The sequence below is a fragment of the Aquirufa sp. genome, from assembly GCF_044342065.1.
In the GTDB taxonomy this organism is placed as follows: Bacteria; Bacteroidota; Bacteroidia; order Cytophagales; family Spirosomataceae; genus Aquirufa.
Window position 1 is genome coordinate 44,456 of the sequence record NZ_JBIIQN010000014.1, and the last position, 14,058, is coordinate 58,513.

At 43.4% G+C, this 14,058-nt stretch carries 11 protein-coding genes; 6 read left to right on the forward strand and 5 right to left on the reverse strand.

The window, feature by feature from the left end:
- Window positions 1-64 precede the first annotated feature (64 nt).
- On the forward strand, window positions 65-658 hold the full coding sequence (locus ACIQZ2_RS06910; RefSeq protein WP_395768120.1) for a NifU family protein: 594 nt from the start codon (window positions 65-67) through the stop codon (window positions 656-658).
- Between the two features lie 221 nt (window positions 659-879).
- On the opposite strand, the gene ACIQZ2_RS06915 is transcribed toward ACIQZ2_RS06910, so the two are convergent.
- The gene (locus ACIQZ2_RS06915; protein WP_395768121.1) at window positions 880-1,557 is read right to left on the reverse strand and encodes an HAD family hydrolase; all 678 of its coding nucleotides are present in this window, start codon (window positions 1,555-1,557) and stop codon (window positions 880-882) included.
- A gap of 79 nt (window positions 1,558-1,636) precedes the next feature.
- Window positions 1,637-2,398, reverse strand: a complete 762-nt coding sequence (gene tpiA / locus ACIQZ2_RS06920) for a triose-phosphate isomerase (RefSeq protein WP_395768122.1) — start codon at window positions 2,396-2,398, stop codon at window positions 1,637-1,639.
- Window positions 2,399-2,508: 110 nt separating this feature from the next.
- Between tpiA and ACIQZ2_RS06925 the strand changes: the two genes are divergently transcribed.
- The 4 genes from ACIQZ2_RS06925 to ACIQZ2_RS06940 are packed head-to-tail and all read left to right on the forward strand — an operon-like array spanning window position 2,509 to window position 8,675.
- Window positions 2,509-5,628 carry a glycoside hydrolase family 3 N-terminal domain-containing protein gene (locus ACIQZ2_RS06925; RefSeq protein ID WP_395768123.1) on the forward strand — a complete coding sequence of 1,040 codons (3,120 nt, stop codon included), beginning with the start codon at window positions 2,509-2,511 and terminating at the stop codon, window positions 5,626-5,628.
- The gene (locus tag ACIQZ2_RS06930) at window positions 5,628-6,503 is read left to right on the forward strand and encodes a TIGR01777 family oxidoreductase (protein ID WP_395768124.1); all 876 of its coding nucleotides are present in this window, start codon (window positions 5,628-5,630) and stop codon (window positions 6,501-6,503) included. Before ACIQZ2_RS06925 ends, ACIQZ2_RS06930 begins: the two co-directional genes overlap by 1 nt.
- Window positions 6,496-7,077 carry a TIGR00730 family Rossman fold protein gene (locus ACIQZ2_RS06935; RefSeq protein ID WP_395768125.1) on the forward strand — a complete coding sequence of 194 codons (582 nt, stop codon included), beginning with the start codon at window positions 6,496-6,498 and terminating at the stop codon, window positions 7,075-7,077. Before ACIQZ2_RS06930 ends, ACIQZ2_RS06935 begins: the two co-directional genes overlap by 8 nt.
- Window positions 7,059-8,675, forward strand: coding sequence for an OmpA family protein (locus ACIQZ2_RS06940; protein WP_395768126.1), 1,617 nt, complete (start codon window positions 7,059-7,061; stop codon window positions 8,673-8,675). The genes ACIQZ2_RS06935 and ACIQZ2_RS06940 overlap by 19 nt, the downstream gene beginning before the upstream one ends.
- 45 nt (window positions 8,676-8,720) lie before the next feature.
- Here the strand turns inward: ACIQZ2_RS06940 and ACIQZ2_RS06945 are convergent, their stop codons facing one another.
- The 3 genes from ACIQZ2_RS06945 to ACIQZ2_RS06955 all read right to left on the reverse strand — a co-directional run bounded on the left by ACIQZ2_RS06945 (window position 8,721) and on the right by ACIQZ2_RS06955 (window position 12,561).
- Window positions 8,721-9,905, reverse strand: coding sequence for a helix-turn-helix domain-containing protein (locus tag ACIQZ2_RS06945; RefSeq protein ID WP_395768127.1), 1,185 nt, complete (start codon window positions 9,903-9,905; stop codon window positions 8,721-8,723).
- A gap of 263 nt (window positions 9,906-10,168) precedes the next feature.
- Window positions 10,169-11,167 (reverse strand): glycosyl transferase, encoded by a 999-nt coding sequence (locus ACIQZ2_RS06950; protein ID WP_395768128.1) that lies wholly within the window; start codon window positions 11,165-11,167, stop codon window positions 10,169-10,171.
- 146 nt (window positions 11,168-11,313) lie between these two features.
- Window positions 11,314-12,561: a serine hydrolase domain-containing protein gene (locus tag ACIQZ2_RS06955; protein WP_395768129.1), complete on the reverse strand. Its 1,248-nt coding sequence runs from the start codon at window positions 12,559-12,561 to the stop codon at window positions 11,314-11,316.
- 221 nt (window positions 12,562-12,782) lie between these two features.
- On the opposite strand from ACIQZ2_RS06955, the gene ACIQZ2_RS06960 reads away from it, so the two are divergent.
- On the forward strand, window positions 12,783-14,058 hold a 1,276-nt coding region (locus ACIQZ2_RS06960; RefSeq protein ID WP_395768130.1), incomplete at its 3' end, for a peptide chain release factor 3.

Genomic DNA, 14,058 nt, shown 5'->3' on the forward strand with positions numbered 1-14,058 from the left:
GTTTTTTTTATTTTTAGCAAACTTATTCCGTTTTTGTCGGTTTAAGCCATATAACTCCCCTTTTATGCTTACCTCACCTGTTACAATTTATACGGAATCTACGCCCAATCCACATTCGATGAAATTCGTTTTTAATGTGGAATTATTGCCTGATGGCATGTCTTTCGATTACACGCAACCATCTGATGGCTTGACCAAAGAGAAAAACTCTCCGTTGGCCGTGGCATTATTTGGCTTCGAGTTTGTTCGTAGGGTTTTTATTACTTCGAATTTCATCACGTTGACCAAAACGGAGAATGCGGCTTGGGAGGATGAGTTGTTCGGAATCAAGCAGTACTTAAAGAAGTATTTTGCCGAGAAGCAGCCTGTTTTTTCTTTGCCTACTACTGAATTTGCCGAGGAAGGGGAATCCTCAGATTCAGAACTTATTAGCCAAATCAAGCAAGTGCTGGAAGAATATGTAAAGCCTGCCGTTGAATCAGATGGCGGTGCTATTTCGTTCCATTCCTTTGATGAAGCTACTGGTCAAATGAAGGTATTGTTGCAAGGCTCTTGCTCGGGTTGCCCCTCATCTCAAATGACCCTTAAACAGGGCATTGAAACTTTGATGACTCGTATGGTCCCAGCGGTGAAAGAAGTTGTCGCAGAGGGCGTTTAAATCATTTTATTGGACAATATAACCTTGTCGTGGTCGTTGGTAGACGCTGCCGGGGTCGAAGACCCCGGCAGCGTCACCTTTTCACCCCCTCTTCCCAGAAAAACTTTTCTGCCGAATAAACTGATTATTTTAGCCCTGATTTTAATCTAAACGCCACAATAGGACAAAGCCATATCAAGTTATTGATAAACTGCCTGATCCTTTTCATTAAAGTTTTGAATTTATAAAAACGCGAGAATTTCGTCTAGGTGTTCGATCGCTCGAAAGTTTGGGTGTTCTACCGGATGACTCACCATTTCATGTGCCCAAGTAGTATGAAATGGAATGTGAATTCCATGTCCACCCAAGTCCAACACCGGAAGAATGTCTGATTTCAACGAATTTCCAATCATCATAAATTGATCCGGAGCAACGTCTAAATGCTGGAGTAATTTCTGATAATCAGCTGGTTTTTTATCCGACATAATTTCTATGTGGTGAAAGTATTTTGCTAAACCAGACTTTTTTAATTTTCTTTCTTGATCTAATAAATCACCCTTTGTGGCTACAACAAGACGGTATTTTGATGATAATGCTTGTAGGACTTCTTCCACATGCGGCAAGATTTCAATAGGCCGATTCAGTAATTCTTTCCCAATTTCTATAATCCGATTTGTGCCTTCAGCAGACAAATTCCCATCTGTAATCCGAATGGCCGTTTCCACCATAGACAGCATAAAACCCTTCACCCCATAGCCATAAAGTGCTAAGTTGTCCATCTCGGTTTTAAAAAGTTCTTGCTGGGTAGTATGCTGTGGTAAATAATCTTCAAATAGCGCCGCAAACGCCTCTTCGCTTGTACGAAAATAGGGCTCATTTACCCAAAGGGTGTCGTCCGCGTCAAATGCGATTATCAACATAATGATATACTTTTTTGGAATATAATGCGTTCGGGGAGTAACGCTGCCGGGGTCTTCAGACCCCGGCAGCGTTTACCGATTAAAATGATTTCGCAATCGTAATGAAATCTGCGGCGATCAACGAAGCTCCACCGATCAACCCGCCATCCACATCTGGACCCGCGAATATTTCTTGTGCATTCTTAGCATTACAAGAACCGCCATATAAAATGGAACAATCATCTGCTACCGTTACGCCGTACTTTGCAGCAATGTGAACACGTAAGTGCGCATGCATCTCTTGTGCCTGCCCAGCCGAAGCCGTTAAGCCCGTCCCAATCGCCCAAATAGGCTCATAAGCGATAACCACTTTGCCGAACTCCTCAGCAGATAAATGGAACAAACTCGCCGTTAATTGATCCGCGACATAAGCTAAGAAATCACCCCCTTCGCGTAAGGATAAACTCTCTCCACAACAGAAAATAGGTGTAATGCCATTGGCTAAAGCTGCGTCTACCTTCAATGCCAATTGTTCATTCGATTCTGCAAAATATTCACGACGCTCCGAGTGACCTATTAATACATAAGGAATCGCAGCTGATGCCAATTGTACCGCCGAAATCTCACCTGTGTAAGCACCAGACGCTTTTTCGTGGCAGTTTTGTGCCGCAACAGCTAAATTTTCAATGCCCTCAACGACTTGAGAAACACCGGTTAAATACAAGGCTGGCGTCGCCATGATTACTTGTACGTCAGAAGGAACCTCCGACTTTACTAATTGAGCTACTTCGGTAGCTAGCACGAATGCCTCAGCAGCCGTCTTATTCATTTTCCAGTTTCCAGCAACAATTTTTTTTCTCATACGTTCATCTTAATTAAGCTTCAAAAATACAATTCCTTTCCCGCTTACGAAAATCCAAGCAAAAAAATCCCAAAGATTCCGTATTTTCACAATCCATTACCTTTTTTATCATGATCAAACGTATTCTCTTCGGCCTGCTGCTTTTCTCCGTAGGCAATAAAGCTTTTAGCCAAACCGACCTCTTCCCCCATACCAAATCAAAATGGGTGGATTCCGTCATGAAAAGCCTGTCGGTCGATCAAAAAATCGGCCAGGTGCTAATGCCAAGAGGGAATACCAACATAACGTACGACACCGCAAGGCTTTATGAGATTGTGCGCAAATACCACGTGGGGGGATTTGTCCTTTTTGCTGGATATCCCACCAACCAGGCGCGTTTGGTAAATAAGCTTCAGGCGATGTCCAAAGTACCTTTGTTTATCGGCATGGATTTAGAATGGGGGCTCAACATGCGCCTTGATTCCACTGTCCGTTATCCTTACCAAATGACGCTCGGAGCCATGCAAGGCAATGAAGCTCTCATTGAGAAAATGGGATTTCAAATTGCCCAACAATGCAAACGCATGGGCATTCATATAAATTACGCACCGGTAGTAGATGTGAATAACAATCCGAATAATCCCGTAATCAACTTCCGCTCTTTTGGGGAAAATCGCGATGCGGTCACAAGCAAATCACTTGCCTACATGCGCGGATTGCAAAAAGGCGGCATAATAACTTCTGCCAAGCATTTTCCTGGCCACGGTGATACCGGCGTTGATTCCCATTACGATATTCCCGTGATTAACCACAACCGCGCTCGCCTCGATAGCCTGGAATTGTTTCCCTATGCTGAACTCATCAAAAAAGGTCTTCAAGGGGTCATGGTGGCTCACCTAAGCATTCCATCTCTTGATTCAACAGCGAATTTGGCTTCTTCCATGTCTAAACCTATCGTGACCAACTTACTTCGTGACCAATTAAAATTTGAGGGTCTTGTATTTACGGATGCTATGGACATGAAAGGGGCTACCAAAATGTTCCCTGAAGGCCAAGCAAATGTGAAAGCATTCTTAGCTGGGAATGATATATTGGAAACATTCGTTGACGTGCCTGCCGCATTTAATGCAATCAAGAAAGCCTTAACGGAAGGCGAAATTACCGAAGCCGAACTTGATAAACGTGTTCGGCGTATCTTGAATGCGAAAGCATGGGCGGGATTGGATCGTTACCAAGCGATTAATATGACAAATCTGATCAATGACCTCAATCCACTTCAAGCGGATTTACTCAAAAGAACCCTCGCGGAGAAGTCGGCAACGGTACTAAAAAACCCCTACGATTTAATTCCTTTGCGTCGCTTGGATACCTTGAAGATTGCGACATTGGCTATAGGTAAGGCTAATTATGGCGGAACATTTCCTACGGAATTCCAAAAATTAGCGCAAAACTATGTGGAAATGGATCATTTCTACTTAGACGAATCAAGTGCTGATACTACTATTTCACGCGTAGAAAAGGCGCTGACGAACTACAATGTGGTTCTTATGGGCTTGCACGGGATTTCTTATCGGCCGGTCAATAACTACGGCATTAAATCCCAGATTCAGGCATTGGTGAAGCGCTTCTCAACGCCCAAAACCATCCTATCTTATTTTGCAAACCCTTTCACCTTGAAATCTTTTGAGAATATAAAGAATTTGGGAGGTTTGGTGATGACCTATCAGGATGGGGTGGCCCAACAAGAAGCGGCGGCGTCTTTATTATTTGGTGGTATTTCAGCGGAAGGCAAAATGCCCGTTAGTGCATCTGCAGATTATCCAGCGGGAATGGGCATAATTACCCCGAGCTTAGGGCGTTTACAATACAATGTGTTACCTGAATCCGTGGGAATTTCAGGCGCATATTTGAATAAGCATGTAGACTCTTTGGCAAAGAAAGCGATTGACATTAAAGCTACCCCGGGTGCTGTGGTATTGATTGCCAAAGAAGGAAAAGTAATTTACCACAAGGCTTTTGGATCTCAGACCTACGAGTCTAAGGAACCTTTGAAGAAGACCGACATTTATGATTTAGCCTCTATAACAAAAATCTCAACGTCTGTTCCGGCATTGATGAAATGGCAAGATCAGGGTAAGTTTTCTTTGGATGCGACCATGGGAGAATTAATTCCTGATTTTGCGCAGAGCAACAAGAAAGATTTGAAGTACTTGGATGTGCTAACCCACCAGGCACGTTTACGGGCTTGGATTCCTTTTTGGCAGGATTACATCGATAGTACGGATATGATCGTTCATAGCAAGAAGTTTAATCAATTGTATGCCAAAGGCGACATGGGCTATTCCGTTTTGGAAAAGTATGTAACCAAGAATGCAGGCGAAGAACGGGTTAAGAAAATCATTCGTTCTCAAAAAAACCTTTGGGAAGCATGTGTTGATATCAAGAATGAAGTGACGCGCTGGAAACCGAAGACGCTTTCCTATGCATCATCTGAAGAGTATCCGATTCAGGTGGCTCCGAATTTGTGGGCACACCGTAGCATCAGTGCGCAGGTGACTGACGCGATAAAAAACTCGGCGCTTCGGGACAAAAAGGAATATATTTATTCGGATTTATCTTACTATTTATTGCCCCAAATTGCCCCTCGGATTACCGGAAAAACCTGGACTAATTTCCTGTCGGAAACCTTTTATAAACCTTTAGGAGCAAGTACGCTGGTTTACCAAGCAGATAAGTATTTTCCAATGGCGCGCATTGTTCCTACAGAATATGATTCTTTATTCCGAAAGACACTTATTCATGGGAAGGTGCATGATGAGGGAGCGGCTTTATTGGATGGAATTAGTGGTCATGCGGGGTTGTTTGGGAATGCCAATGATCTAGCGAAATTGATGCAGATGTATTTGCAAAATGGGTATTATGGGGGCCAACAGTTTTTGGAAGAAAAGACGGTTAAACAATGGACATCATACCCGCTTTCGGTAGAAGAGAATTCGCGGCGCGGGGTTGGCTTTGACAAACCCGATCGAAAGCGGGCTGGTATTTCAGCGGCAGCATCCGCGAGTGGGGCCAGTTTTGGTCATTCGGGATTTACAGGAACCTATACGTGGGTTGACCCAACACAGGATTTGGTTTATGTCTTCTTGTCGAATCGGGTTTACCCAACGCGCAATAATAGCAAAATATCGGATGCCAATATTCGGACAGGAATTAATGAGGTAATTTACCAAGCCATCAAAAAAGGAAATTAATGCGCATCCTCATCACCGGTGGAACGGGTTTTATAGGGAAAGAACTCCAAAGCCACTTGGAGGCATTGGGGCACCAAACGCGCGTTTTATCACGCCGGAATGGTTGGGATATCTCCACGGGATATTTAGTGGAAGATGCTTTTGAAAACATCGATGCGATTGTGCATTTAGCAGGAGCGGGCATCGCGGATAAACGATGGTCGGAAGCGCGGAAGAGAGAATTAATTCATTCGCGTGTAGCCTCGACTGCTTTATTGGCGAAGGCGTTAAAAACCCGAAAACATCAGGTGCGGACCTTAGTTTCTGCATCGGCAATTGGATATTATGGAGCGGATTCTGGGGAGGTATTATGTAAGGAAGATACACCTGCTGGCCACGATTTTTTAAGTACTTGTACGCTTGCTTGGGAACAGGCAGTAGATGAAGTACCTGTGTATCGCGTTGTTAAACTACGGATTGGTTTAGTCCTAGGGGCACATGGGGGAATTTTCCCTGTATTGGCTCGACCGATTCGCTGGTTTGCTGGCGTGATTTTAGGACGAGGGACTCAAGGTCAATCGTGGATTCATATTCAGGATTTGGTCAAGATGTTTGCTTGTGTGCTGACGGATGAAAGTGCGAGGGGAGTGTATAATGCCGTTGCGCCAGAACCGGTAACACATGCGGAAATGACAAAACAAATTGCGGCGGTCTATCATCGTCCTGTTTGGTGGCCAAAGGTACCGGCTTGGGCCTTGCGTTTAGTACTAGGCGAGATGGCGGCTTTGGTTACGGGAGGAAATTTTGTTTCGTCGGAGAAAATACAAAAAGAGTTACATTTTTCGTTTACATATACGCGCCTGAAGGATGCGTTAACACAAATACTACATGTCTAAAACGATTTTAGTTTATTGCGGCTCTTCTAAAGGGCATAACCCGATTTATGAGGCAGAGGCCAAAGCCTTGATGCAGTCCTTTAAAAAGTACGATTGTAATTTGATTTTTGGTGCGGGAAGCGTGGGTATAATGGGGGTTTTGGCAGATGAATATTTGCGTTTAGGCGGACATGTGATTGGCGTAATTCCTTCGTTTATGGAACCTTGGGAGGTAAAGCATAAGGGAATTCAAGAATGCTATGTGACGGAAACGATGCACAGTCGGAAACAAAAAATGGCGGAGTTGGCTGATGGCGTCATCGCGCTTCCCGGAGGCTTTGGAACCTTGGATGAGTTGTTTGAGATGTTGACATGGAAGCAATTGGATTTACATCAAATGCCGATTTCCATTCTAAATACGAATGGATATTATGATCATTTATTAGCTCAATTGCAACACATGGTCGATGAAGGGTTTTTGAAATCCCCTAATTTAGAAGCATTGCAAGTGGAAGATAATCCGGAGGCATTGGTTGATTACATCATGGCGTATGAGCCAGAGAAAATGGAAAAAAAATGGATTTATCGCGGGTAGTTTTGCTTTTCTTGTTGGTGTCTTACCTCGGTTTTGGCCAAAAAAAGCCAGAGAATCTTGGTTCGGCTGTAAACAGCGAATTCGCGGAATTGAATCCGGTCATGGCGCCAGACGGAAAGACCTTGTACTTTGGCCGGAAGAGTCATCCATCCAATCGATTTGGGACGCAGGGTTCAGAGACTGTCGCGGGCTCTCAGGACATATGGTTTAGTGAGCGAGTTGGGGATGTGTGGAGTACGGCGCGACGGATGCCAGACGTATTAAATCGTGATCAGTACAATACGATTTTATCGATTTCGCCAGATGGCCAAACCATTCTATTGAAGGGCGCTTATATCAATGGGGTATATGAATCGCGTGGATTTTCTTTATCTCAAAAGGTTGTGGGAGGCTGGGCTACTCCTGAAAAAATCAATATTCCAGGTTACGAGAAGCTTAGTCGGGGGAAAAACGAATATGCCTATTTGTCCATGGACGGGAAGGCGTTGTTATTAGCCTTTGCTGAGAAGAAAAATAGCGATCGGGATGATATCTATGTTAGCCTTTTGGGGGCTTCGGGATGGTCTAGACCTGAGAACCTGGGCGATGGAATTAATACCGAGTTTTCTGAAACGACACCTTATTTAGCAGCTGATGGGCGGACGATGTATTTTTCGTCGGACCGGCCAGGGGGTCAGGGTTCTCACGATATATATTTAACGAAGCGTTTAGGAAATGGCTGGTCATCATGGCGTAAACCAGTGAATATCGGCCCTCCGGTAAATACGAGTACATATGATGCGTATTATACCTTGGCGGCCAAAGGGGACTACGCGTACTTTTTATCCTCGACGGAGTCTGGGAAAAAAGACATTTTCCGAATTGCGATTGAGCAAGAGCCTGAACCTGCGGCAGTCGATGCAGCGGAGGCGAAGCCGATTTTGCAACAGGATGTTAAGTCGAGTCCACGGATTACATCTTCAGAGAGTTCAGAGGCGGTTGTTTTGCTATCCGGAAAAGTGAGTGATGCAACGGGTAAGGTGCCTACGGGGGCTTCGGTGAGTTATGAAGATTTGAAAACGGGTAAGATCATTGGGCAAGCAACTCCTGATCCTGGTTCTGGGCAATATAAATTGGTATTGCCATATGGTACGAATTATGGAATCACGGCGAAAGCTGATGGGTTTTTACCAAGTTCCTTGCATTTGGATTTAAGCCAAATGCGGGGCCGATATTTGGAGTTAGACGGGCGGGATTTATCGTTCGTGCCGATTGCAAAAGGAAGTACGGTTACGGTGAATAATTTGTTCTTTGAATTAAACAAGGCGACACTAACGCCCGAATCAGAGCCCGAGTTGAAGCGGATGGTTCAGGTGATGCTTGACAATGTAGCGCTACGAATTGAGATCAGCGGACATACGGATAATACGGGTACCGATGCAATTAACAATGCTTTATCACAGGCGCGTGCGGATGCGGTAAAAACCTATCTGTTAACGGCGGGTATTCCGGCGGCGCGGATTCAGTCGAAAGGTTATGGATCTAAGAAGCCAAAAGCCACAAATGAAACGGAGGAGGGAAGAGCACAGAATAGACGGGTAGAGTTTTCGATCTTGTAGGTTAGTCGCTAGTTGTCAGTCCGAAGGCATTTTACCTCTTACCTCTTACTTCCTTTCAAGGTATTCCCCAGGCGAGCAGCCTATTTCAGCCTGAAAAGCGGAGTAAAAACTTGATCGCGAGCTAAATCCAGCCATTTGGCCTATTCCTTCAATACTTAAATGTTCAAATTCGGCAGAATTCATCATTTCTATCGCATACTGAATGCGTAGGGTTGTCTTTAGTTTGGGGAAACTTTGTTTGAATAATACCCGTAAGCAATAGGAGACGTGATGTTGAGGAGCCTTCAGCGCAATAGCTAAATCTCCAATTGAAAAATCTGGATTTAAATAGGGTTTTTCGTCCTCCAAATAGGCATTAATCTGATCTCTCAATTCAATAAATGGGTTATCTTCTTCGTCTAAATCGTCGTCTTGATGGTTTAGACGTTTTGATTGAACAGCGGGTATTTTGGTTTTTCGCATGTTGCTTTGGTCTTTATACACCGGAAAACCGTATAAGACTTGGGGAAAAAACAGCAGACTACCTGATAGCAAGGTGAACATAATACCACTAAGGCTATGCACTAAATTCAATTCTCCGTAGGTTTCTTTGGGGGTTTTTTGGATGAAATCACTAGTTATTAATGCAAAGGCAAATAATAAAATAATCAATGATATGAAGAACATATTTAACCAGCGATAGGTTAATAAATATTGCTCGGTCGGGAGTGATTTTTTTGTGCTAGGTCGGTATTGCCAAACTTTGTAATAACTGTAGATTCCATATACTAGCAAGGTTGTAACCCGCATGACGTAGTTTACGGAAATAGGAAAAATGAAATTTATGCTCGCATACTTCAGTTGATCCATATCATTTATTATCCTTTCCGCAAGCACAAGTTTCTCTGAAAATGGGGTTAGGTAATAGGGGATGTTACCTACAAAAACGATTAGGGCCGGAATAAAATGTAAGAAATCGGTTTTTTCGATTACATAGTTATCTCGAATAATGCCTCGAACATAGAAAAATAAGAATGGCCCAGCCATCATCATGATGGGCGAAAAATTTCCATAAAAGATTGCCAACCAAAAAGTGGAATTACCAAATACGGAAAAGTAATGTGTTAGGCTATAAATGGAAATGATAATCAAAAAAGCGCCCAAATAAATGGTGTTCTTGTTTTCTCGCCAATTAAAAATAACGAGTATGACAGAGATAAATAAACTCAAAAGGGCATTAAATAGAAACATTGATATTTTAGAACAGATATTGTGTTATAACACAACAAAGATATCGGAAATGGCGAATTAATAATTCTTGCTGTCCAAATTTTCGAAAGTCGGACAAGTCCACACCCAGTTAAACAATTTTGGAGAATAAAATGTAGACCTTTGTTGAGCTATTGAAATTCAAAGGATATATTGATTGAAGCGCTTGCTCGTTTTTTCCGATAAAGATTAAATTTTAGAACACAGAGTAGAGAAAGTCGTGCGTTTTTAATGTACGACTTTTTTTATGCATGCTCAATGAGCTTTATGATCCAGCGGAAAGGCATGCTCATATATTTGCGAACACGTAAATAACGTTTAACAGGGGCTTTTGCGATAGGTTTGATGTAGAAGCAGCTATATTGCTTTAATTCTTTATGGCCATTAGCGATTAAGGCCTGGGCATAATAATCGAATAAGCTGGCAACATCCCCTTTTTCCTGGAAGGTGTATCGGTCTTGGTATTTTGAAATTTTGGTGGGTTTCTCTGGGGAGTAACCCGAGAAGTGAAAGAACACCAAGAGATCCTTATTATTGACTAAATAGGGTTCGTTATCGTTTGTCAACTGGCGCTCATGTAGGTTCCAATAGGCCATATTCAGTCCAAGGTTTCTACTAACGTAGACGTCCTCATAAAAAATGGGAGCAAAATTTACCCACAATTGATCGACAAACATCCCATTGGCCAAATCGATGTAACATTGATCAAATAATCGGTCTTTCCACCACTGGAGAAATTGGCTAGTGGTTTCGCTGCGTTTGGTGCCAATAAATCCTAAATTATATAAACCCGTGTTTAATAGTCCGCGTTCATTCGGGGTGCAGGCATCATCTGGGTAGGCTTTTAACGTGTGTGGGGTCAAAAACAAACTGTGGTTTTCAAGTCCCTTTTCAATTTCCGTAAGCGGTTGGTATATAGTGATGTCGGGATCAAAATAATGAACGTGTTGGGCTTCAGGAAAGTTTTGATAGACGTAGTCTAAAAAGTACGGTTTTACGGCTGTATTTAGTTCGGTGATGTCATAACGCGCACACATTTCATCGAGGTCTTCTATGCCAATGGTGTGCAACTCTACGAGGGGGTAAGGGGGCAAAAGGTTCTTGTCCACCTGAGAGGCATCGAGTTTGTCTACCAATCCAATTAAAAACGTATAATCTGCGTTATGTTTCATTAAGGAGTCGCCGAGCGTTTTGGCCTGAGCGAGGTAGTTAATGGAACAGATGGTAATGACGATTTTTTGCATGCTTCAGATTATCAGTTTCAAAAATACGAAATGTAATTTGAAAATCGTTAGGGCTTTGGCGCCTGGTGTGACCACGCTGCCGGGGTCATGACCCCGGCAGCGTTCGCCACCGCACGGGCCTTCAGGCGTCAACCCGTGCGTAGAAGCTATTTTTTCAAACTGCTGTAGATGATGTTTTCTACTTTTTGATTGAATTCCCCATGTGAATTAGGTGTATGTTGCGTCATGATCAACGTGATTAACTTCTCTTTGGGATCCACATAATAACTCGTTCCATAGTAGCCGCCCCAGCTGTACGTTCCTTCGGAAAACATATTCTGGTCAGCGGATTTCTTCGATGTAATTCTAAACCCTAATCCGAAATGATCATTCCCAATAGCGATTTGTGGGCTTGTCATGAGCTCGATGGTTCGGCGACCAAGAATTTGCTTACCATTATACATTCCACCATTTACCAGCATTTGAAGGAAAATGGCATAGTCGAAGGTCGAAGCGGATAGTCCTGCGCCACCTGAAAAATAGGTGCGTGGGAACAAAGGATAGTTGGGGTCCAAATTGCGGAAAGTAGGGTCCCAAGGAATTATTTGGTTTTCAGCATTTTCCGTATAGACTTTTGGCATACGGGAAGATTTTTCTAACGGAACCGTGAAATAAGTATCCTTCATGCCCAAGGGCTCAAAAATATTTTCCTTGAAGTATTCGTCCAATGTTTTGCCTGAAATGACTTCCACGAGACAACCTAGCAAGTCGGTGTTTAATCCATAGGTGAATTTTTCCCCGGGTTGATGTACTAAAGGCAGGCGCCCTAAAGCTTTCATTTTGTCTAGTAATTGTGCATTAATATTGCCTAATCCCGATGGAATACCAGCTTTTGCATAAATGGCTTTCATATTATCGGAGCCAATTCCCGCATAGTCGATGCCAGAACGATGGCTCAATAAATCACGAATGGTGATTTTTCGTTTCGCCGGTTCCGTGGTGTACGATGAGTCCGCAGGATTAAACTCTTTCAGGACGTTTTGGCTTGCATATTCGGGGATAAAATCGCCAACGGCTTGATCTAATCGCAGTTTTCCTTGTTCGAAAAGTTGCATGATGGCTACGCTGGTGATGGCCTTAGTTTGGCTCATGATGCGGTAAATGGCATCGGCGGGCATGGGTTTTTTATTCGCTAAATCAGCAAGTCCGTGTGATTTATGATAAACGACCGCATTGTCTTTGACAACGAGTATCGTAGACCCAACGAGCCAATTTTTTTGAATGTATTCCTCCATCACGGTGTCTATGTAAGCTAGACGCCTGTCATCCATTTGGGGATGCGATTTTTGAATAGGAGAGAGTATTTGCGCGCTTGCGGCGAAGCTTGCGAATAGAAAAAATAGAATATTTTTCATGGATGGCTTGTGAATTATGTTGCAAACTACAGATTGTGTGGGGGACTTGCAAACAATTAGACTTTAGACGTTGGAGGATTTTTTGTAGAGACGCGATACCTCGCGTCTATTTTTTTGTAAGAAGCGAGGTATCGCGTCTCTACATATCGTTAAGGTATCGCATGTCTACAAAATTGCCTAAGCGATATTTTTGGCGTATTTTTGCACCTTGATTTATCATTATGCAAAAGATTGACGCGGAAATTGCCAAACGACGGACCTTTGGTATCATCTCTCACCCCGATGCGGGGAAAACGACCCTGACGGAAAAATTGCTACTCTTTGGAGGGGCTATTCAAACGGCCGGGGCGGTGAAATCAAATAAGATTAAGAAGGGGGCAACGTCCGACTTTATGGAAATCGAGCGCCAACGAGGTATCTCGGTTGCGACATCCGTGATGACGTTTGAGTACAATGATGTAAAAATCAATATCCTGGATACACCGGGTCACAAGGACTTTGCGGAAGATACCTATCGGACCTTGACGGCCGTGGATTCGGTTATTTTGGTGATCGACTGCGTGAAGGGTGTCGAGGAACAAACGGAGCGTTTGATGGAAGTGTGTCGCATGCGCAAGACGCCTGTTATTATCTTCATCAATAAAATGGACCGTGAAGGTCAAAATCCTTTTGACCTACTGGATGAATTGGAACAAAAATTAGGCATTTCGGTGCGTCCGTTGACTTGGCCGATTAACATGGGCCAAAACTTCAAAGGCGTTTACCATTTATTGGATCGCTCATTGAACTTGTTCTCAGCGAATAAAACGAAGATTGAAAAGAATGTGGTTTCGGTGGATATCGCAACGCCCGATTTGGATGCACGCGTGGGAGAGCGTGACGCCAACCAATTGCGTGAAGATGTGGAATTAATCGAAGGCGTGTACGAAACCTTCGACCGTGAAGAATATTTAAGTGGGGAATTGGCGCCAGTGTTTTTTGGCTCGGCGGTCAATAACTTTGGTATACAAGAATTGTTGGACACCTTTACCAAAATCGCTCCACCCACCCAAGCCCGCGGAACGGATGTGCGTTTGGTGGAGCCGAATGAGAAGAAATTTACCGGTTTTGTGTTTAAGATACATGCCAATTTAGATCCGAAACACCGTGACCGGATCGCGTTTTTGCGCATCTGTTCGGGGGTGTTTCATCGGAATACTTTTTACCAACATATTCGATTAAAGAAAAACGTACGTTTCGCGAATCCCTACAATTTCATGGCCCAAGATAAAGAGGTGGTGGAAGAAGGTTTCCCGGGCGATGTAATAGGTTTATACGACACGGGTACCTTTAAAATTGGCGATACGCTGACGGAAGGGGAAGTAATGAATTATCAAGGAATCCCGAGCTTTTCGCCGGAGATTTTCAAGGAACTCATCAACTTGGATCCGATGAAGTCCAAGCAATTGGAAAAGGGGATTGATCAATTAACCGACGAAGGTGTTGCCCAATTATTCA

What these genes read in the sequence shown, in the direction of transcription:
- ACIQZ2_RS06910 (WP_395768120.1), top strand. Translation starts at nt 65, where the DNA reads ATGCTTACCTCACCTGTTACAATTTATACGGAATCTACGCCCAATCCA.
- ACIQZ2_RS06915 (WP_395768121.1), bottom strand. Translation starts at nt 1,557, where the DNA reads ATGTTGATAATCGCATTTGACGCGGACGACACCCTTTGGGTAAATGAG.
- tpiA (WP_395768122.1), bottom strand. Translation starts at nt 2,398, where the DNA reads ATGAGAAAAAAAATTGTTGCTGGAAACTGGAAAATGAATAAGACGGCT.
- ACIQZ2_RS06925 (WP_395768123.1), top strand. Translation starts at nt 2,509, where the DNA reads ATGATCAAACGTATTCTCTTCGGCCTGCTGCTTTTCTCCGTAGGCAAT.
- ACIQZ2_RS06930 (WP_395768124.1), top strand. Translation starts at nt 5,628, where the DNA reads ATGCGCATCCTCATCACCGGTGGAACGGGTTTTATAGGGAAAGAACTC.
- ACIQZ2_RS06935 (WP_395768125.1), top strand. Translation starts at nt 6,496, where the DNA reads ATGTCTAAAACGATTTTAGTTTATTGCGGCTCTTCTAAAGGGCATAAC.
- ACIQZ2_RS06940 (WP_395768126.1), top strand. Translation starts at nt 7,059, where the DNA reads ATGGATTTATCGCGGGTAGTTTTGCTTTTCTTGTTGGTGTCTTACCTC.
- ACIQZ2_RS06945 (WP_395768127.1), bottom strand. Translation starts at nt 9,905, where the DNA reads ATGTTTCTATTTAATGCCCTTTTGAGTTTATTTATCTCTGTCATACTC.
- ACIQZ2_RS06950 (WP_395768128.1), bottom strand. Translation starts at nt 11,167, where the DNA reads ATGCAAAAAATCGTCATTACCATCTGTTCCATTAACTACCTCGCTCAG.
- ACIQZ2_RS06955 (WP_395768129.1), bottom strand. Translation starts at nt 12,561, where the DNA reads ATGAAAAATATTCTATTTTTTCTATTCGCAAGCTTCGCCGCAAGCGCG.